Genomic DNA, 18,894 nt, shown 5'->3' on the forward strand with positions numbered 1-18,894 from the left:
TTCCCCTAAGGAGACCGATCATGGCGAAGGAAAAAATATTGATTGTCGAAGATACGGAAGACATACGCGATCTGCTGAAGCTGTATCTGGAGCCTCAAGGCTTCACCGTTATCGAGGCGGAAAACGGGATCGACGGGCTGGATCGCTTCGAGCGCGAGTCGCCCGATCTTGCGCTGCTGGATATTGTACTGCCTGATATGGATGGCTATGAGCTGTGCCGGCGTATTCGCAGCGTCTCGAAGATGCCGATTGTGTTCATCAGCTGCAATACCTCCTCCGAGGATATCATCCGAGGGCTGGAGCTTGGGGGAGACGATTATATCGAGAAGCCGTTCGACCCGGCCGTCGTCGTCGCCAGAGTCCAAGCCAATCTGCGGCGTGTTCCGCTTGCCCAAAGCCGGACCGAAGCCCGAATGAAGACGGCTTCCCCTTCCGAAGTGATCCATATCGGGGGTTTAGAGATCGATCCGCCTCATCTTCGCGTAAAAACCGGATCAAGCGAATCGGCGCTTACCGTAAAGGAGATGCAGCTGCTTGTCTATCTGGCCACCCACCCGAACCAGGTGTTCGCACCGGAGCAGCTGTACAAGGAGGTGTGGGGAAGCGACAGCGGGGGAGATACGCGAACGATCTTCGTTCACATCAGCAGCATTCGCAAAAAAATAGAACCGGACCCCACCCATCCCGTGTATTTGAGGAATATCCGGGGCTCCGGCTATATGTTCAAGAATTGACGGAGCTCGGAGAGGCTCCATCTCAGCAAGTCCCGGGAAGCGGGCAGCTCGCCGTCCCGATCGCCGCGTCATCCTGCAGCAACCGCTGCGCTTCAAACATCGGAGTCATCATGCAGCCCTCCTACGATCAACGAGCGGGGTTCCCCGTTGCGTCTGTTGATCAGTTCGGCGGGGATCAGGAAGAAGAAGGTCGTCCCTTCTCCAGCCTTGCTCGTAACGCCGATCTCTCCCCCGTGCTTCTGGATAATCTCCTTCGTTATAGCGAGGCCGAGGCCCGTACCTTGAATCCCGTTGGCCTTGGCCTGCTTGCTTCGGAAAAACCTGTCGAACACACGGGATACGTCATCGTCTTCTATGCCAAGGCCCGTATCGGATATCTTAACGAACCAATGCCCGAGGCGGGCGCCCTCGTACTTCGGCTGGAATTCGCTCCTCAGCCGGATCGCTCCGCCCGCCTCGGTATACTTCAAAGCATTCTGGATCAAATTCTCGAATACCTGATTCAGTCTCACCCGGTCCGCCCATATGATCAATACTTCGCCTTCCGTCCTGACCCGATCCTGGGCAGCCTCCATCAGAAGCTCAATGCCGGCCCTCTCGCATTCCGGGGCGTACTTCTCTTCCACGGAGGCGATAAACCTATCAATATCGATCTGCTGATGATCAAAGTGGTTGCGGTTCGCTTGGTACGTGGACAGCACGAACAGATCCTTGATCAAATGATTGACGGTGAGCACCCGGTCGTAGATCAGCTTCAAGTACTTTTCTTCAGGCTGAATGACTCCATCCAGCAGAGCCTTCACATAGCCTTGCACCGTTACCATAGGCGTGCCGAGTTCGTGGGAAATATCGGCAACCAGCTGCTTGCGCAGGTTTTCCAGATGCCGGAGATGATCATGGGCAGACTGAATTTCGTCCTCCTGCTCCTTTAAGGTCTTGCCTTGTAGGTCGTTCATACGGGACAACTGGATCGTCGTCTTGAGCAGCCTTTCATATTGAGCGGCAAGCTCCTGATGCAGCGGGTATAAGTCTTCCAGGGACAACGACCGGTCCGCCGCCGTCCTTTTAGCCGCTTCGGCGAGCCGCAGCTCATCCGCAAACAACCGCCTGTAATTCGAATCCCGTTCCTTGTGAGCCAACACATTCACCCCGACTCTCGTTTCTGCCGACGTTAGTCTATTTTACCAAGCTCTCTCTTGAAAGAAAGCGTTTTTTTCCGACATCGGACAGATGACATGTACTTGATCCTCCCGACAAAAAATCGGGTGATATCCGGAAGGCATGGACATGCTCCGGACTCAACCGATGAACGAAGCATCACGCCGTCCTGCCCCCGGACTCCACCGTATGCGCGGCTTTCCGCCAGATGAAAAAGAGCAGCAGATCGACTACGAGCATAGCCGCAACGAGCAGCAGCAGGGGAAGCTCCCACGAATCGCGGAGGTTCAGACGGAACGGCAGCGCGAGCAGCATGAGCCACTGAACCCCTAGATAGAGAACCCTCCTCTGTGCCACCGAGGCAGCCTGATCCGCCAGCGCCCGATCCCTGAGCTGACGCTCAAGCGACGTCAAGGAGGCGTCTACCATGAACAGTCTTAGCAGCATGCCGACGCCGCCAACGATCAGCCCGCCCAGCGACGGAGGGACATTCCCGTCCAACGAGGAAGGACCCGTGAACAGCTCTCCGAGCGCCAGCAGACCGAGTATGACTGCGAGCGTCCCTGCCAGGCCGTAACCGCGCGAGGTCTTCCGGGAGCGCTGCTCATGGGCGGCATCTCCCCTACCCTCCCGCTCTTCATCAAGCTTCAGTCCATGCAGGCTGAAAGCGATCATCAGATAGCCGACAACATCCGGCAGCACATCGAAGGACCCGATCCGAACATCGAGGGCTACCAGCAGCAGCCCCCAGGAAATCATGCGGAAGCTACCCGCCATCTGACATTCCTCCCCCTCTGCGCTCAAGCAAATCAGCGATTCCCCTGCGGTCGGGCTCAGGATACCGCCGAATCTGGCTGCTCCACGACCAAGTCCGCTCCGGATCGGCCGCCGGCTGCAGCTCCAGACGCAGTTCCCCCTGGATCGCCTCCATCCGGCTTCCGGTACGGGCCGGCCCTGCCGGATCAATGCGCTGTTCTACACTTAAGGCTTCATCCTGCTTGAGGTCGAAGGGAACCTGCTGATCCTCATACATCGTCTTATGCACCGAGACGTGCAGGCGATCCCCTAGCAGCGTCTTCAAATTATGCGAAGCGGAGCTCACGCGCAGATTTTCACGGGCTTGCATGACGTTCTCCACCTCTGCGTCCGAGCTGCTTCTGCTCATCGTCATCGTCAGCAGGGGATCTCCCGCTTCTCCCGCCGGGGGAAGCAGCGCAATCCGTCCGACCGGGGCCGTGAGACTGCCTCCTTCGGAGAACTGCATGGTCAGTTCCGTAAAGGCTTGATAGGATTCGGCAGGCAGCGGTTGCTCATACTGACCCAGCTGTACGGTAGCCTGATGAATGCGGTAGGGTCCGTAATCTCCGTAAGTAGACACGCCTTGTACCGGCCACATTACGTCCTCGGACGGTTGAACGAGGAACAGCTTCTGCGGAAAGTCCCGGTGGGTCACATAAAAAAGCTCGATAGAGTCCCCGGCGAACGGTGTAAATTCATAAAAATGCTCCAGAAACACAGGCTCTTCCAGCTTATGCCGCTCATAATACACGTAGTTGCCCGCCCAGACGGCGATCGTCAACAGCGTCAGCAGCCATCGCGCATACTTCTTCATGGCTCACCTGCTCTCCCTTTATTTCCGCAGCTTTCCTATCCTTACTAACGGTGGAGAAGGAGATAGGTTTCACTGCCGGCTAGATCTCCTTCTCGCGCACATAGAGGCTCAGATGCTCCAGCATCCGTGACAGATCCCTGTCCTTCAGCCCTCCCATACAGGCCATTTGTACCCAGTTGCGTGCAAGGAGATATTCGCTCTCATACTGCAGCTCAAAGCCTTGATCGCCCATATACTCGCCGAGCCTTCTGGAGGCTAGCCGCTCCGGCAGGACAAGCGTCAGCATATAAGGCGTTTGATGTTCACGCGAGGCGAGCACCTGCAACCCCAACGCCTCCACAGCGTCACGCATCCGGTCTAACCGGGCGGACTGGACGCCAAACGGATCGCCATGCTCGTATACGGATAGCGCTGCTTGAAGCGCCGCCAGCAGGTTGGACGATTGCGAGAAGGGCACGCCCTCCGCATGATGATACAGCGATGCATCCACATAGGGAGGTATGCCCGGAGTAGCCGCTGCGTCAGCCAAGGGCGTGTCCTGCATACCGCGCAGGATGAAGCTGAGCCCCGTATACGAGCCGAGCGCTTTGCCGCTGACGCCGCTTGCCCAGCGTACGCCTGACAGGTCGAGGGGTACCGCACCCAGGCTGCTGACGCAATCCGCCGCCAGGGAGAGCCCATGCCTGCGGGCTATCGCTTTGAGGCGTTCCAGATCGTTGAGAACTCCTGTCGAGGTTTCCCCGTGGACGAACCACAGCCAGGCGTAGGCGCCCTTCTCTACCGCAGCTTCCACTTGCCCGTAGTCGTAGGGCTCCCCGTAAGCAGCCGTAAGCGAATCGTGCTCAAGCTCCCAGCGCTGCGCATGACGCAGCAGCCTTTGGCCGAATTCCCCGTTGGCCAGTATAAGTCCGCGTCCTCCGGTCCGGCGCAGCTCCCCCGCGATCGCGTCGTTGGCAAGAGTGCCGCTGCCCAGCAGGATGTCGACGGAGCCCGCGCCGGTTAACGCCGCCAGCTTCCTGCGCACCGTCTCATGCAGCCGGAGGAATGCCTGCGAACGATGGGGAATCGGGCGCCGCAGCAGCGCGCGCGTGACTTCCGGAATAATCTCCACAGGTCCGGCCATAAAGCTGACCGCCTTCTGGATCAGTCCATAAGCCCGGGAAGACTCGTAAGAGGACGGAGTCATGTACATCGGCTGGTACCGCGCCTGTTCGCTGCCTACCAAACCGCCGAACGGAATAAAGCCGAGATGCTCGTATAGTCTAAGCTCCCGGGTTGTCCCCGAGATGACGGCCATCTCGTAATCCCGCGACTCCATATAACGGTCTAGATAGCGAATCAGCCCGTACAGGAGGCGGCTGCCCCGGTAGGCCTTATCCACGGCCAGCAGCCGGATTTCCACCATCCGCTCCGGGCGGAAAGGCAGCAGCCCCTCGAAGCCGTCTATCTTCTCTTCGAGCGAGAACGGCCGGCGGTCGCGGACGGCCAGCATACCTGCCACCCGTTCCCCGTCGACGGCAAGGATGTACGTATTCTCGGCATGAAACCGATCCACAAGCAGGCGGGCTTCATTCGGCTCATGCTGCGGAATTTCCTCCACGAACGTCTCGTAGTTCAATCGAAAAATTTGTTCCATATCCCGCTGCGTCTCGGCAGTCCTGTATCTGATAGCCATAGCCGCTCAACTCCTTCGCTGCATCCAGAACGCTTTGATATTGACCCGATGGGCATAAAAAATCGCCGCAGCCACCCCGCTTGCCAGAGCGACAACTGCCGGTCCCTGACCCTGATACGTATACAGCACCAACACGGGGAATAGCCCCACCCCGCACAAGCCTGCCGGCGTCCAGGAGCGGAACGCCAGAAGAAGGATGGCGGCGATCGCTATCATCGCGAGCCATATGGCTCCATCGAACAGCAGCGCTCCCCCGCAAAATACGGACATCCCCTTCCCCCCGCGAAACGAAAGAAACGCAGGAAACAGATGCCCCAGCACGACGGCCAGGAAGGCCGCGAGCGTAAAGGCGGGGCCGGCATCCATCGTCTTGGCGCAGCCCACGACCAGCGCCCCTTTGGCTGCATCGCCGATGAAGGTCCAGAAGAAGGCCGAGCGGCCGTAGATTCTTCCCGCGTTCCTTGCGCCCGGATTCCCGCTGCCGACTGTCCGCAGATCGCGTCCGTCCTTCAGCATCGCGATCCAGTACCCCGCCAGCAGTCCGCCCAGCCCGTAGCTGAGCAGCATAAACGCTCCGGCAGCCCATATCGTCATCCTCTACCTCTCCTTCCGGCAGCGGCCGTTCCTATCGTCCGGCTGCGGCATATCGTCGCTCCCCTATTTTTCCCACTGTTGCTCCAGTATAAAAACAATCTCCGGAAGAAGGGAGTACTATCTTTATATAGTACCCGTTCCCCGGGCGTCTTCCCCAACCTCGGGTTTCTTCCCTGACTCGGTTTATAATAGGGTTTATATCGAAGCCCTAGAGGGTAAATACACCATGAGGTGATGAACATGGAAAACCCAATGGTAAAATGCAGCATTGCCAACTGCGAATACTGGGAGCAGGGCAATAACTGCAACGCGGAAGTAATTATGATCGAAGTGAACGCGCATGCGAACAAGCCCGAGCCCCAAGCCGAGCACGGACAATCCTATGATACCCGGCATCGGGATTCCGCAAGCAACGTCACCGATACCTGTTGTCATACCTTTTCCGAGCGAGCTCATTGACGCCACTCCCATATCTCTGTGTAAAAAAAGCGAAACCTGGCCGACGACGGGCCAGGTTTCTTAGTGCGGCTTTGCAGCAAGCCAAGCCATGCGGATGTAGTCGACCGCCTAGTAAGGCTCCCTATGTTTAATCGTTTGTGCACAATTGGGCAAATAAGGCCTATCCCGAGCAGCTTGCACAAGCCGGGGATAGACCTTATACGGTAAGCTGGAGCCGCCTAATTGCAGAACAGCTTGGGCGTCAGGTGCCGCTCTGCCGTTCGCCTCAAGGCGTCTGGGGAGGGAGCTCCTGCGGCAGCTCAGGCTGAATCTCAGGGATGACATCCGGCTGGATCTCCGGAAGGGGAGACGGCTGAATCTCGGGACCCGGCTGCTCCGGCTTAATCTCCGGCGGGGATGGAGGAATGACATCCGGCTCCGGACGCGGCGGAAGCTCTTCCGGAGGTTTGGGTTGATTCAAGGAATCGGACATAGAGATCGGCACTCCTTTCGTTTATAGAAAGGAATTACCCCATTTGTTCGCAGATGAATAGCGCTAACGGCCTGGAGCGTCAGGTAGACCGGCTGCTCCGCATCCCGGCCAGGATCTTCAGCCCGCCACCGTCATTCTCCGCGAGCTTCTTATACTCGGGAGACTCCACTCCATATAAAGCGATTTTGCCCTCCTTGTCGAAGTGAATGCCCCAGCCATATTTCTTCGGCAGCATGGAAGCGCGCAAGCAGGCATGAGATCGTTGGAAAAACTCGTTCCAAAGCTGCTCGCCTCGCGCCTCCAGCTCTTCCGGCGGGATGCCCTTGTGACGGATATGCACCTCGAAGAGCAGCTCCTCCTGCGTATACGCATAAGGGCTGCCCGCGAGCAGCTCATACTCAATCCCATGCTTCGAAGGCCCGTTTTTCTTTTCTTGCGGTACCAGGCCTACAGTAGCTTTACTATCCGGGGATACGGTTATGAAAGTATCGTAGTAGTTCATGCGCCAGTCTCCTTTTTCCCTTATTATATACGTCAGCATGGCGGCTAAACACGCTGACGGGCTTACGCCTTTGACGGGAGGCTGCGTACCCTCGGGCCAGCCCGGGTTGCCCGTACTTCGGTCTCAGCCGCCGGATCCCGCTTATCCCGACTTATAGCCACATCCACTGCCACAGCCGTTTAAGGCTTGCGGTAACGCTGCATAAGCGTCTGCATGGCGGGAGTAACCTCCGGTCCCAGTTCCTCACTTACCTGCTGCTGAAGACGATCGATCAATTTTAATACGGCGCCTCCGTTGCCCGCCGCATCCAGATGAAGCAGCAGACGGTAGTAGTGCATATTCGCGTAAGGCTCAAGCTCGATCAGCTTGCGGAGCAGAGCCTCGCGCCGTGGTCCCTGGGCATGGTTGAGCGCCCGCTCCAGCGCCTGGACATAGGCTGCACGCAGCTCGTCGCGCCGCCCCTCCGCCCACCGATAATATTCGGTCTCGAAGTAATCCCCCCGGTACAGGGCGAGCAGCTCCTCGACTTCGGCCTCCTCCGCATCGCGCAGCTTGGACTCCAGCCGCTTGACGTCGCTGGCGATGCTCTCGACACGGAGCATGTACCGCTCATCGGTAAACACGACCATCTCGTGACAGCCAACCGCCTTCAGCATATGGCGCAGATGATACATGGTCGTATGGAACAAGGCCTGTGCCCGATCTGCGGACAGCTCCGGCCACAGCGCATCCAGAATATGATGGCGATAGACCGGCATGCCGTCATGATGCCACAAATAGGCGAACAGCTCCTTCGTCTTCCTCGTCCGCCAGCTGAGCAGCTCCCCCTTGGCCGTGTAAAGCTCCAAGCTTCCCAGAGCATTCAGCTTCAGCGGCGGCTCGCAGCCCGGCGACTCGGCCCCATCGGGCTTGGGGTCCGTTTCCGGGGCAGGGACAGCCCTGGCCATCCGGGAGGGCCGGTACCGGCTGATGAAGGTCGCCAGCCGATCCTTCGACACAGGCTTCATCAGATAGCCCCGGGCGTACAAGTCAAAGGCGTGAAGGGCATATTCTTTGTAAGCCGTCACGAAGACGATATCGGCTTCGCTGCAGCGCTGCTGCAGCTGCTCGGCGGCGGCCAGACCATGAAGGCCCGGCATCTCGATATCAAGGAAGATCAAGTCGGGCTGGAGCCTCGCCACCTGCTCCAGCGCCTCATCCGCACGCAGAAACCTTCCTAATACAGTCACCCCGCCGATCTCCTCCAGCAGGATCTCAAGCACATCCAGCGCAATTTCTTCGTCGTCAATCAAGATCGCTTTGATCATAAAGGCCCTCCGGCAATTTAAACTGGAACCGGGCCCCCTCACCAGGGCGGCTCCGTATATGTAGCTTCTGCGCATAGAGCATCTGCAGCCGGCGGTTGACATTCCCGATGCCGATGCCTGTACGCTGCTGGCTGGTCAGTTGTGTCAGCGTCTCTTCATCCATCCCCACGCCATCATCCTCTACTACAAGGTTCACCGCTCCGCCCCTGTCACGAAACACCCGAATCTCCACCGTACCGCCGCTCGGCTTCGGACCGATGCCATGACGCACCGCGTTTTCGACCAGCGGCTGGAGCGTCAGCGGCGGTATCTTGAAGTTCAAGTCGGTTTCCAGCCGATAGCGGACCTCCAGTCGGCTTCCGAAGCGAAGCTGCTCAATAGCCAGATACGCCCTAACCAGCTCCAGCTCCTTTTCGAAGGGAACCAGATTCCCTTGGAACACAAAAGTAAACTTGGCCCGCAAGTATGTAGCCAGATGATCGATGGTCTCCCTAAGCTTGTCGACATCTTTGTAGCTGAGCCCCACCAGGGCATTCATGCTGTTATAAAGAAAGTGGGGCGTAATCTGGGCCTGCAAAAAATCCATCTCCCGGCGGACCGCTTGTTCCGACGACCTCTTCACGGCCACGAGGGAACGGACCCGGGCCTTGAGCTCCGCCAGCTCAAAGGGCTTCTGCAAAATATCGTTGGCCCCGGCCTGGAAGGAGGCCAGGATATCGCCGTGCTGACCGGAAGCGGTCAGCATTAACACCGGCAGCTCCGCCAGATTGTGCAGCTTGCGGATTTCGCGGCATACGTCAAGGCCCGAGATACCAGGCATCATCAGATCGAGCAGCACAAGATCGGGCGGCGGCGACTGGGCCAGATACTCCAGGGCCTCGCCTCCGCTTTGGACCGCCTTGTACGCGTAGTTCATGGACAGTACCGCATCGGCGCCAATTTTCAGATTGGAACGCTCATCATCCACGATAAGCACCGTGACTCCATCCGATGCCGCTGCGACCAGCGATTCCGGGAAGTCTTCCGTCTCTTCCTCCGAGCTCCGCCAAGAAACCGGCGAATCCCTCTCCCCAGGCTCGGCAATCGGAAGGAAAAAAGTAAAGGCTGACCCTTGCCCTTGCTGGGATACAACCTCCAATCGTCCCCCTTGAAGCTCCACCAGTTGCTTGGTGATGCTGAGCCCAAGCCCAATGCCCGAGCGGTCGCCTACGTCGGCCGAGGAAGTTTCGAAGGGATCGAACACCCGGGCCAGCTGCTCGGGGGCCATCCCGATCCCCGTATCCGCTACCGTAATGGCCAGTTCGTCGCCATGCTTCCGCGCATAAATCCGAACAGAGCCCCGGTCTGTAAATTTCATCCCATTTTCCAGCAAATTGTATACAATCTGGCGAAGCCGGTTCTCATCCGCCAATACGAGCGGCAGCTCCGGAGAAAGCTCGTCCAGAAGAGCGACCTGCTTGTTGCGGGGAGCTATGGACAGCATGTCGAACACCAGGCGAACCGTCATCCCAAGGTCTACAGGCGTCTGGTGAATGCGAAGCCGGCCTGCCCTGATCTGCGACATGTCCAGAATATCGTGGATAAGACCGGCCAGCCGCCGTCCGACCAAATTCATCAGCCGGATATTTTCCCGATGCTGCGGGCTAAGCGCCGCTTCCCGGTCGTCAAGCAATGTCTGCGACAAATTAATAATCCCATGCAGCGGCGTCCGCAGCTCGTGAGAGGTTTTGGCCAGAAACTCATCCTTGTGCCGGTCATGAGCGATCAGCTGCAAGGAAAGCTGTTCATTGCGCACGAAGGCCCGCTGCAGCCGGTTGGAGGAAAGGAAGGCCAGCGAAAAGACCAATAACAACGGGGTCACAATCATGAAGTAAGGATGGTCCATCCCCAGCTCATACCGGTATTGGGCGGATATCCAGGTCAGGATCATAAAAAATACGTTTAATGCCATAAAAACCGGCAAATATAAGCCTCTGTTGCGAAGCCGAAAGAGAACGACGAAAATATCAATAAACGTTGCGGCCTGCAAGAGAATATTGAACGGCTGCGTATAACCGAGATAATCATTGGGGCCGAACAGGATGACTAGGCAGTAAGCATAGGCGATCCAGCGCATGGTCCGGAAAAAGGGACGATCCAGCTCGTCCAGATACCGGTAAATGTACAGGCTGAAAAACAGAAAGGACAGCAAGGCCGTGATGAACAGTATTTTCTGCAGCCATACGAACGGCAGCTCCGGAAAAAGCGCGGCCGCCAATATTTCATTATCGATACTGAAGAAAACACCCGCAGCCAAACAAAACAGACTCAGGAACATCAGATGCCGTTCCTTGCTCCATTGTCTGAACATACCCGCGAAGTAAAGTCCGAATACTACCATCGTCGTCAGCAGCACCATATCGGTCAGTCGCGCCTTGTCTCGGTGCCTGGCCATATCCGTCAGGGGTCCGAACTCGGGAGCCTGGATTAGCCCTCCCTTGAAAAACCGCAGACTTGCAACTTGAATGACGATTTCTACCGGACCCGCCTCCACCTTCTCCGACCCGAAGAAAGGGAAATTGCTAGGGATGAACTCCTCCGGAAGCAGGGAAGGCTTCCCGTTGCCGCCAAGCTCGGTTCCGTTTATAAACCACCGGCTGGACAGCCTCGTTTTCTTAGCCCGAACGCTGTAAATACCCGGTTGCTCCACCTGAACCACGAGCCGATAAGTGCCTGCGCCATAGCCCGCTTTCCCGTCGGCCGAAACTTCATCCTTCCAGCTGCCCGGCACGTTAATTAGTTTTCCGGTCGCGGGCAGAACAGGATTGCTGCGGAAGTCGGCAGGGGTAAGCAGCTGGTTCGGGTAAAATTCCCATTGCCCGCGGAGAGGCAGCACGCCGTTCTTCTGGTAGTCCCAGTCACGGGCATCCAGGATGCCTCCGGCAGCATAATTCATTTTTAAAGAGGGATGAAGCCACTGAAAAATCAGCACGCTGGTCGATGTGACAAACAATAGGATCATCGCAATCAATATGGGGAAAGGCTTCGTCATACCCTCATCCTTCGATACTCATGTTCATATATGTAAGAAAATACACATTGTCTCTCTTATTGTAACAGGTTCCGTGGAAACGCTCACTCCCCATGGCCTCTTTTTTTCGTCGAAATTTGTAGACGTATGTCCTTATTTGATAGAATAGAGGGGAAGGGTTACAGATCGGGAGGGCGTCTACTTTGGATTACATTATTTTGGATATCGAATTTAACGGGCGGAAATTCGCCAGCGAGCTGCCGATGGAGGTCATCGAGATCGGAGCGGTCCGGCTGTCTCCGTCCCTGGAGACCATCGATGAGTTCACGGCGTTGATCAAGCCGGTTTATTTCGCCAAGCTGAACAGCTTTATCAAGAAAAAAACAGGCATTCCCCAGGAGGATATCGATCAGGCTGCCGGCTTCGTCCCGGTAATTACCGACTTCGTCGCTTGGCTCGACCGCAGCGAATCGTATCTGCTGTTTACCTGGGGCGGCGAGGATATGAAGCGGATCGTACAGGATACGCGCATGCATAAGCTGGATGACGCTTATTGGATGGGCGCTCCTTATTTCGACCTGCTGAAGGGATATACGCGCTATAAAAACGTGACAAACGACGTGAGCGTGGAAGCGGCTCTGCTCGACCTGAACATTGCAGCCGAGGGCTCCGCTCACCGCGCTCTGGACGACGCCCGCATGACGGCGGAGGTATTCCGCCGGATCTTTCCATCGCTGGATTTGGAGCGGGCCCAGTACTATAAGGATTCCTTCTCCAATGCCAAGGAGCGCAGGTTGGTGAAAAATGCGATCCGGGCTATGGCCGCGCAGAAGGTCGCGCCGGACTGGGATAAGGTGGTCGAGCATTACTTGACCGGCAAGGTGCCGTTGACCGATGCGAGGAAGGTGGCCGAGCTGCAGGCCTATTTTGCAGCTGAGCTGCTGACGAAGCCGAAGCCGGCTGCACCGAAGAAAGCGGAATAAGTTCCGAACCCGATAGGAGGTATCGCTAAGATGATCATCGTCTTTCTGCTTCTCGCCGGCTTCGGACTGCTGATGCTGCTCCGTCCTCAGGCGCTATGGGCTCTGACCGAAAGCTGGAAGTCCGCGGATGCCACGGAGCCATCCGATCTCTACCTATGGTCCACCCGCTTCGGCGGCATCATCTGTCTGCTGGCAGGACTGGGGGGAGCAGGCGCTCTTCTATATGCATGAAACCTATAAGAACGGCCTGACCAAGAGGAGATAACCGATGATCAAGCTAGTGTCATGGAACGTGAATGGACTACGGGCGTGTGTAAACAAAGGCTTTGCCGCGTATTTCGAAGAAATGGACGCCGACATCTTCTGCATCCAGGAAACCAAGCTGCAGGAAGGACAGATCGCGCTAGAGCAGAGCGAGGCCTACAGCCAGTACTGGAATTATGCGGAGAAGAAAGGATATTCGGGGACTGCCGTCTTCACCAAGCTCAAGCCGCTGTCCGTGCGGTACGGGCTGGAGGAGGACGCCGAGCCCGAGGGCAGAGTGATCACTCTGGAATTCGAATCGTTCTACCTTGTGAATGTGTATACGCCCAATGCCCGCCGCGATCTGTCCAGGCTGGATTACCGGCTGGAGTGGGAGGACCGGTTCCGCAGCTATCTGCTGGAGCTCGACAGCCGCAAGCCCGTCATCGTCTGCGGCGATCTGAATGTCGCCCATCAAGAGATCGACCTCAAGAACCCGAAGTCCAACCGCAATAACTCGGGCTTTACGCTTGAGGAGCGAGGCAAGATGACCGAGCTGCTGGACGCCGGATTCGTCGATACGTTCCGGCACTTCTATCCCGACCGGGAAGAGGTGTACACCTGGTGGTCGTATATGCCGAAGGTTAGGGAAAGGAACGTAGGATGGCGGATCGACTATTTCCTTGCCTCCTCCCGGCTTCGCGACACGCTCCAAGATGCGCAGATCGATTGCCACGTCACCGGAAGCGACCATTGTCCGGTTGTGCTGCTGCTCAAGGGTTTGCCCGCAGCCTAAGAGCCTCGCCGCCGGCAAACCTATCTAGTCGAACGCAGGCAGGAACAGGCCCGAACCTTCGGATGAAGAGGTTCGGGCCTGTTCGGCAACCGAGCTCCGCCCCGACCTAGTGTATGGGGAGCGGAGTCATACTTTATTTCGTTTTGAAAGTGTTGTAAACACTGCCGCATACCCCGAACAAGATACCGGTGATCGGAAATATGATCCAATTGATGTGCCATTGCTGATAAACCAATCCGCTGATGAGGAAGATACACACGGCCAGCGGCCAAACAATAGCGCCTATCGCTCCCATCACGCGATTCTCTTCCTTCTTCTCTTTGGAGAACTCGCCGGTTTTCAGCAGTATACTGTAGCTCTCCTTGACGCTTCCATAATAGACGAACAGGAAGACCGCGCAGGCGATGACTGCAAGCATCACCACGACCCCGTACGAAGATGCATAGCCTCCGAAGACCGAAGCTACGAAGATTGCGACCGGAGAAAGCACGCATAGACATACCCCTGTGACGAGCGATAGCGTATAGGTCGCGTTGAAGGCCGATTGCCTATGCCGAATAATCGCCTGCAAATAGTCGGGCAGCGCAAAGCCTTCCTTGATAAAGCTGTACTTCTCCAACTCCCTGCCGCTATAAATAAACAAGCCAATGGCCGGGGCAACGAGGAGGAGCATTCCGATCAGACCGGACATCACGACACCATTTTCCGAATAACGGAGATTCAGGACATTCTCCTTCGCAAGCGTCGTAAGCAGAATGAGCAAGGCTACTCCTGCAAGGCATAAAGCAACGCCGATGCCGACAAGCAGGCCCGATCTTGATTTGGCAGCGATGAAGCTATCCGTCTCTTCTTCCGTCAGCAGCGGAAGCATCTCTTCCGTAGAGCTCGACCCGATCCCCAGCTCGCTGACTAATTCGTCAATGTTGCCAAACTCTGAGATCACGATGCCGATCGCTTCGTTTTCCGACTTGCCCTCGCTCTTCAACTCGTGATACTTCTCTTCCATGCCGGCCAGCAGATCCTGCTTCAGCTTAAGCACCTGTCCTGTTCTGGGCAAAGCTCCGAACATATTGTCCAAGTAACTAATGATCGTATCCATAGTCTCACAGCTCCTTTACGAATTTGTTGACGACCTCTTGCGTTACTTGCCATTCCTCGCATTTCTCCCGATAATAGGCCAGCCCCTCCGGAGTAATCCGATAGTAGGTGCGTCTCTTCCCAAAGGTCTCATCCTTGAAGAACGAATAAATATAGCCATTCTTCTCAAGCCGGGTGAAGGCGGAGTAGAGGGTGGTTTCTTTCATAATGTACTTCTCCTCCGACAGCTTCCTGATATTTTTGGAGATTTCATAGCCGTATGATTCTCCATCCAGAAGCATATAGAGGATCATCGTATCATTGTAGCCCCGTATCACATCACTGCTGATCAATGGACGCCCTCCTTTACTTCATCTGTCGTACTTTATCTGTCGTAGTAAATGCATTGTAGCATAATTACTCCGACAGATAAAGTACTTTGCTCAAAAAAGGCGAATCGATACAAACAAAAACGGCAGCCAGGCGGACCTTCCGGTCACAGCGCGGCTGCCGCTCTTCTGCCGTTGCGTCACAAGGACCGGCAGATTTTGGCTTTATATGAGCCTAGTCTATTCGCATTGCGGTGATTCTGGGTTCTTCAACCTTCAATAACGTATGCCCACGGCGTGCGCCGCCTTATCGATTTCCACAAGCTCCTCAGCGGTCAGCCGCTGGTCTGCATACTTCACGCCGTCCTCGATATGCCCAGGCTTCGATGCTCCTAGGATCGCCGAGGTGATAGCTGGATGGCTCAGCACCCAGGCCAGCGCGTATTGGCCGAGCGTCCAGCCGCGTCGCTCGGCAAGCGGGCGGATAGCTTCCACGAACGCATAGGAAGCGGGATTCGCTTCCAGCAGCGTCTCCAGCCGTTTCTCGCCGGCCGCCAGCCTGGAGTCTTGAGGAGGGGCCTCCCCCTGACGGTATTTCCCTGTGAGGATGCCCCGGCCAAGCGGGCTGTACGCGATGATCCCTACCTGCTCCGACTCGGCGAACGGGATAAGCTCCTGCTCGATGGAGCGTGCGATCAGGCTGTATTCCGGCTGCACGCTTTCGAAGCGCTGCAAGCCGTGAAGCGCGCTGATGCCGTGAGCCTTGGCAAGCTGCCAGGCCGCATAATTCGAGCAGCCGATATAGCGGATTTTTCCCTGCTTTACCAGATCGTCAAGCGCGCGAAGCGTCTCCTCCAGAGGGGTACCCGGATCAAACCGGTGTACCTGATACAGATCGATATGATCGGTCTGAAGTCGTCGCAAGCTGTTTTCCAGCGCACGGTACAGGTGGTACCTGCTCTGACCCGCATCATTCACCCCCGGTCCGACCCGAGCGTGAAACTTCGTAGCGAGAACGATGTCGTTCCGCCTTCCCTTCAGCACTCTGCCGAGAATGGCTTCGGATTCGCCCGTTTGCGCCAGGTTCCCGTTATCCATACCGCTGCCGTACACATCAGCCGTATCGATGAGGTTAATGCCGGCCTCCAGCGCAAGGTCAACCAGCTTGGCGGAAGACGATTCGTCGATCCAGCGCCCGAAAGCCATCGTGCCCAGACTAATCTGAGACACCTTTAGCCCCGTCCTTCCCAGCCTTCTATACTGCATGTCTTCGTACCTCGCTTCCCCGAATGATTTCATCGCCGGTCAAAAAGAAACCGGAAGACGCATAGCATCTATGCTGCGTCTCCCGGTTGTCCATCCGTTGACGTAAAGTCAATAAATTCCTCTTATTCCTAGCAGTTAAATGGATATTATCATTCTTTTAATAACCAAGCAACAGCACCCTGTGGGACACGCCGCTCACTTATGCTATTTTTTCGATTTCAAGTAAGACTCCTTGTACTCCGCTATGATCTTGTCTCCACCCGTCTTCTTCCACTTATTCACTTCCTCCTGATACCCGGCTTCGTCAATCTTGTTCATGATGAACTTGGTCTGCGCATCCATGATCAGCTGATCCAGCTCTTGCCCGCGCTCGGAGAAGGTGGCGGACTTCAGAGTCAAGGCCGGGTTGGACACGATGTACTTGATGCCGTCGGACTCCATCTTCGTCCCTTTCTCGCCGATCGGCACATCCTTCAGCGATTTCACATTATAGCCTTCCAGCACCGTCAGGTTATCCCGGTAAGGCTTGACTTCGCGTTGGAAAATATTGAAGCCGTCACCCACGAATTCCGTGCGTCCGTCGGACGTATTGGCAAAGTGCGTGCCCTCGATGCCACGCAGGAGCAGAGTGGACATCTCAGGGTCCATCAGCTTGTCGAGGAAGCCAATGACCCGCTTCAGCTCAGCCTCCGTCTTGACGGAAGACTTCGGAATAACGAAGAAGCCGTTATTGCCGTTCTCCGATGCGATCCGTATACCCTGAGGCCCCTCGAAGCTGGCCACGTCGACGACTGCCGACGGGTTCGTCTTGCTCAGCCGGTCCTGCTGGCTCTTGCCGTTCGTCGCTACGCCGAAGCGCATCCCGACGCGGTTCGTATCAAACCACTTCTCCGCCTCTGTTGCATCCAGTACCGCGAAGTCCTGATTCAGCAGATTTTCCGCATACAGGCGTCTGAACATTTTGAGTACATCCATGAACTCCGGTGTGACGAACTCCGGCGTAAAGTTGCCATCCTTGTCCACACCCCACTTGTTGACGCCGCCGTTCATGACTCCGAACCGGGTCAGGATCGAAGCTGTCCCTTGGTTGTAGGTCTTGTGCAGGATCATTCCGTACGTATCGTTTTTGCCGTTGCCGTCCGGATCATTCAAAGTGAGCGCTTTCAACACGTTGTACCATTCATCAAGCGTTTTCGGGTAAGCCAGCTGAAGCTTATCCATCCAGTCCTTGCGGAAAACGTTCGCTCCGCGTCCCATGTTGCGGTACAGCGGCAAACCGTATATTTTCCCTTCGACCGCAATATTCTCGTAGAACTGCTGATTTTGCGCGCTCAGGTTCTTAAATTCCTTCAGATACGGGCCGATCTCCCAGAACAGCTGCGACTCGATCGCATTCACAACCGTAGGCCCTTGCGTCACCCGCAGCAGCTTCGGCATTTCATTGGAGGCAAGCATGACGTTGATCTTGTCATTGTAAGCAGAGGAAGGGATCCATTGAATATCAAGCTTCGTATTGGTGTACTTTTCGATCGCCTGCTCCACGGCATTTCCCTTGGCCGGGATGTCGCCGACCTGCGAGATTGCGATGCTAAGCTGAAGCGGCCCCTGATTCTCCGGCTGTGCGGCTGGGGCACTCGTCCCGGCCGGAGCCTGCTCCGGCGCATTGCTGCACGCGGCCGCCGCCAGCATCGTTCCGACTAGTGCCGTGCTTACCCATGCCTTTGTCTTGTTCCGTTTCATGAGAATATTCCCCCCGATATGATTATGGATTGAATCCTGCTACCCTTTTACCGAACCTAGCATGACGCCCTTGGCGAAATGCTTTTGCAAAAACGGATACACAGCCATGATCGGCAGCGTGGCGAAAACGATAACGGCCATTTTGATCGTCAGCGGTTGAATATTCATCTCCTCAATATTCGTATCGCCGACCCGGCTGCTCGCATTGATAACGATTTCCCGCAGCAGCACCTGTACGGGCCACTTGTCACTGTTATTGATGTACATCACCGCGCTGAAAAATTTGTTCCAGTGATCCACCGCATAGAAAAGACCAAAAGTGGCAATGGCGGGCAAAGACAGCGGGATGATGATTCTCGCCAGAATGGAAAGGTCGTTGCAGCCGTCGATTTTGGCCGAATCCTCGATGCCTTCGGGCATCTGCTGGAAAAAATTCTTCAAGATAATCAGGTTGAAGGCGCTGATCGCCACCGGCACCATCAGGGACCAGAGCGTATCGATCATATTGAGTGACCTGACTACATAATAAGTCGGAATCAATCCGCCGTTGAACAGCATCGTGAACAGTACGGCCAGCAGCATCAGCCGTCGTCCCTTCAGATGCGGACGGGAGAGCGGGTATGCCAGCAGCGAGGTGAACACCAGATTGATCAAGGTTCCCAGCACCGTGATGTAGATGGAGACGCCCAAGCTGCGGAGCAGAGTGTCGGTCGAGAAAATATATTGGTACGCAGCCAGAGAAATTTCCTTAGGATACAGAATAAAGCCGCCTTGAGCCACGATATGCGGTGCCGTGAAAGAAACGGCGAGCACATAGACGAACGGCAGGATACAAAGCAGCCCGATCAGACCGAGCAGCCCATAGTTGACGAGGTCAAAAAGACGGTTTCCCAAGGTTTGGTCCTGCTTCATGGATGATGCTCCTTCCTGCCCCGGA

Annotated in this window: 19 protein-coding genes; 5 read left to right on the forward strand and 14 right to left on the reverse strand. The window is 56.2% G+C overall.

Translation table 11 applies throughout. The features are described 5' to 3' along the window. The first annotated feature begins 20 nt into the window (after window positions 1–20). Window positions 21–734, forward strand: a complete 714-nt coding sequence (locus GSF01_RS04805; RefSeq protein WP_159881894.1) for a response regulator transcription factor — start codon at window positions 21–23, stop codon at window positions 732–734. Window positions 735–826: 92 nt separating this feature from the next. Here GSF01_RS04805 and GSF01_RS04810 read toward each other — a convergent pair whose 3' ends face one another. The 5 genes from GSF01_RS04810 to GSF01_RS04830 all read right to left on the reverse strand — a co-directional run bounded on the left by GSF01_RS04810 (window position 827) and on the right by GSF01_RS04830 (window position 5,773). After that, window positions 827–1,882, reverse strand: a complete 1,056-nt coding sequence (locus tag GSF01_RS04810; protein ID WP_159881895.1) for a sensor histidine kinase — start codon at window positions 1,880–1,882, stop codon at window positions 827–829. Window positions 1,883–2,051: 169 nt separating this feature from the next. After that, complete coding sequence (locus GSF01_RS04815; protein ID WP_159881896.1) at window positions 2,052–2,669, reverse strand: hypothetical protein; 618 nt, start codon at window positions 2,667–2,669, stop codon at window positions 2,052–2,054. Next, window positions 2,659–3,504, reverse strand: a complete 846-nt coding sequence (locus tag GSF01_RS04820; protein WP_159881897.1) for a hypothetical protein — start codon at window positions 3,502–3,504, stop codon at window positions 2,659–2,661. Before GSF01_RS04820 ends, GSF01_RS04815 begins: the two co-directional genes overlap by 11 nt. A gap of 79 nt (window positions 3,505–3,583) precedes the next feature. Further along, on the reverse strand, window positions 3,584–5,179 hold the full coding sequence (locus GSF01_RS04825; protein ID WP_159881898.1) for a GNAT family N-acetyltransferase: 1,596 nt from the start codon (window positions 5,177–5,179) through the stop codon (window positions 3,584–3,586). Between the two features lie 6 nt (window positions 5,180–5,185). Beyond that, window positions 5,186–5,773, reverse strand: a complete 588-nt coding sequence (locus tag GSF01_RS04830; RefSeq protein ID WP_159881899.1) for a glycerol-3-phosphate acyltransferase — start codon at window positions 5,771–5,773, stop codon at window positions 5,186–5,188. Between the two features lie 240 nt (window positions 5,774–6,013). Between GSF01_RS04830 and GSF01_RS04835 the strand changes: the two genes are divergently transcribed. Beyond that, window positions 6,014–6,232 (forward strand): DUF1540 domain-containing protein, encoded by a 219-nt coding sequence (locus GSF01_RS04835; RefSeq protein ID WP_159881900.1) that lies wholly within the window; start codon window positions 6,014–6,016, stop codon window positions 6,230–6,232. A 265-nt stretch (window positions 6,233–6,497) separates the two neighbouring features. On the opposite strand, the gene GSF01_RS04840 is transcribed toward GSF01_RS04835, so the two are convergent. The 4 genes from GSF01_RS04840 to GSF01_RS04855 form a co-directional block, all read right to left on the reverse strand. After that, the gene (locus GSF01_RS04840) at window positions 6,498–6,704 is read right to left on the reverse strand and encodes a hypothetical protein (RefSeq protein ID WP_159881901.1); all 207 of its coding nucleotides are present in this window, start codon (window positions 6,702–6,704) and stop codon (window positions 6,498–6,500) included. A 79-nt stretch (window positions 6,705–6,783) separates the two neighbouring features. After that, window positions 6,784–7,206 (reverse strand): DUF6157 family protein, encoded by a 423-nt coding sequence (locus tag GSF01_RS04845; RefSeq protein ID WP_159881902.1) that lies wholly within the window; start codon window positions 7,204–7,206, stop codon window positions 6,784–6,786. Between the two features lie 179 nt (window positions 7,207–7,385). Next, window positions 7,386–8,513: a response regulator gene (locus tag GSF01_RS04850; protein ID WP_159881903.1), complete on the reverse strand. Its 1,128-nt coding sequence runs from the start codon at window positions 8,511–8,513 to the stop codon at window positions 7,386–7,388. Continuing rightward, on the reverse strand, window positions 8,491–11,544 hold the full coding sequence (locus GSF01_RS04855) for a hybrid sensor histidine kinase/response regulator (RefSeq protein ID WP_159881904.1): 3,054 nt from the start codon (window positions 11,542–11,544) through the stop codon (window positions 8,491–8,493). Before GSF01_RS04855 ends, GSF01_RS04850 begins: the two co-directional genes overlap by 23 nt. 182 nt (window positions 11,545–11,726) lie before the next feature. Between GSF01_RS04855 and GSF01_RS04860 the strand changes: the two genes are divergently transcribed. The 3 genes from GSF01_RS04860 to GSF01_RS04870 are packed head-to-tail and all read left to right on the forward strand — an operon-like array spanning window position 11,727 to window position 13,545. Further along, window positions 11,727–12,506: a 3'-5' exonuclease gene (locus GSF01_RS04860; RefSeq protein WP_159881905.1), complete on the forward strand. Its 780-nt coding sequence runs from the start codon at window positions 11,727–11,729 to the stop codon at window positions 12,504–12,506. A gap of 30 nt (window positions 12,507–12,536) precedes the next feature. Continuing rightward, a complete protein-coding gene (locus tag GSF01_RS04865; protein ID WP_159881906.1) occupies window positions 12,537–12,737 on the forward strand; it encodes a DUF6199 family natural product biosynthesis protein in 201 nt (66 codons plus the stop codon). Between the two features lie 40 nt (window positions 12,738–12,777). Further along, window positions 12,778–13,545 (forward strand): exodeoxyribonuclease III, encoded by a 768-nt coding sequence (locus tag GSF01_RS04870; protein ID WP_159882056.1) that lies wholly within the window; start codon window positions 12,778–12,780, stop codon window positions 13,543–13,545. A gap of 133 nt (window positions 13,546–13,678) precedes the next feature. Here GSF01_RS04870 and GSF01_RS04875 read toward each other — a convergent pair whose 3' ends face one another. The 5 genes from GSF01_RS04875 to GSF01_RS04895 form a co-directional block, all read right to left on the reverse strand. Continuing rightward, window positions 13,679–14,644, reverse strand: coding sequence for a permease prefix domain 1-containing protein (locus GSF01_RS04875; RefSeq protein ID WP_159881907.1), 966 nt, complete (start codon window positions 14,642–14,644; stop codon window positions 13,679–13,681). 4 nt (window positions 14,645–14,648) lie between these two features. After that, a complete protein-coding gene (locus GSF01_RS04880) occupies window positions 14,649–14,975 on the reverse strand; it encodes a PadR family transcriptional regulator (protein WP_159881908.1) in 327 nt (108 codons plus the stop codon). 252 nt (window positions 14,976–15,227) lie between these two features. Then, window positions 15,228–16,217 (reverse strand): aldo/keto reductase, encoded by a 990-nt coding sequence (locus tag GSF01_RS04885; protein ID WP_159881909.1) that lies wholly within the window; start codon window positions 16,215–16,217, stop codon window positions 15,228–15,230. 204 nt (window positions 16,218–16,421) lie between these two features. Next, window positions 16,422–17,957 (reverse strand): extracellular solute-binding protein, encoded by a 1,536-nt coding sequence (locus GSF01_RS04890; RefSeq protein WP_159881910.1) that lies wholly within the window; start codon window positions 17,955–17,957, stop codon window positions 16,422–16,424. 39 nt (window positions 17,958–17,996) lie between these two features. Further along, window positions 17,997–18,869, reverse strand: coding sequence for a carbohydrate ABC transporter permease (locus GSF01_RS04895; RefSeq protein WP_159881911.1), 873 nt, complete (start codon window positions 18,867–18,869; stop codon window positions 17,997–17,999). Window positions 18,870–18,894: the final 25 nt, after the last annotated feature.

It is taken from the genome of Paenibacillus puerhi (genome assembly GCF_009846885.1).
Taxonomy (GTDB): Bacteria; Bacillota; Bacilli; order Paenibacillales; family NBRC-103111; genus Paenibacillus_G; species Paenibacillus_G puerhi.

Bases quoted from the DNA above. Each gene is read 5' to 3' on its own strand.
- GSF01_RS04805 (WP_159881894.1), top strand. From the start codon at position 21: ATGGCGAAGGAAAAAATATTGATTGTCGAAGATACGGAAGACATACGC.
- GSF01_RS04815 (WP_159881896.1), bottom strand. From the start codon at position 2,669: ATGGCGGGTAGCTTCCGCATGATTTCCTGGGGGCTGCTGCTGGTAGCC.
- GSF01_RS04820 (WP_159881897.1), bottom strand. From the start codon at position 3,504: ATGAAGAAGTATGCGCGATGGCTGCTGACGCTGTTGACGATCGCCGTC.
- GSF01_RS04825 (WP_159881898.1), bottom strand. From the start codon at position 5,179: ATGGCTATCAGATACAGGACTGCCGAGACGCAGCGGGATATGGAACAA.
- GSF01_RS04830 (WP_159881899.1), bottom strand. From the start codon at position 5,773: ATGACGATATGGGCTGCCGGAGCGTTTATGCTGCTCAGCTACGGGCTG.
- GSF01_RS04835 (WP_159881900.1), top strand. From the start codon at position 6,014: ATGGAAAACCCAATGGTAAAATGCAGCATTGCCAACTGCGAATACTGG.
- GSF01_RS04840 (WP_159881901.1), bottom strand. From the start codon at position 6,704: ATGTCCGATTCCTTGAATCAACCCAAACCTCCGGAAGAGCTTCCGCCG.
- GSF01_RS04845 (WP_159881902.1), bottom strand. From the start codon at position 7,206: ATGAACTACTACGATACTTTCATAACCGTATCCCCGGATAGTAAAGCT.
- GSF01_RS04850 (WP_159881903.1), bottom strand. From the start codon at position 8,513: ATGATCAAAGCGATCTTGATTGACGACGAAGAAATTGCGCTGGATGTG.
- GSF01_RS04855 (WP_159881904.1), bottom strand. From the start codon at position 11,544: ATGACGAAGCCTTTCCCCATATTGATTGCGATGATCCTATTGTTTGTC.
- GSF01_RS04865 (WP_159881906.1), top strand. From the start codon at position 12,537: ATGATCATCGTCTTTCTGCTTCTCGCCGGCTTCGGACTGCTGATGCTG.
- GSF01_RS04875 (WP_159881907.1), bottom strand. From the start codon at position 14,644: ATGGATACGATCATTAGTTACTTGGACAATATGTTCGGAGCTTTGCCC.
- GSF01_RS04885 (WP_159881909.1), bottom strand. From the start codon at position 16,217: ATGCAGTATAGAAGGCTGGGAAGGACGGGGCTAAAGGTGTCTCAGATT.
- GSF01_RS04890 (WP_159881910.1), bottom strand. From the start codon at position 17,957: ATGAAACGGAACAAGACAAAGGCATGGGTAAGCACGGCACTAGTCGGA.
- GSF01_RS04895 (WP_159881911.1), bottom strand. From the start codon at position 18,869: ATGAAGCAGGACCAAACCTTGGGAAACCGTCTTTTTGACCTCGTCAAC.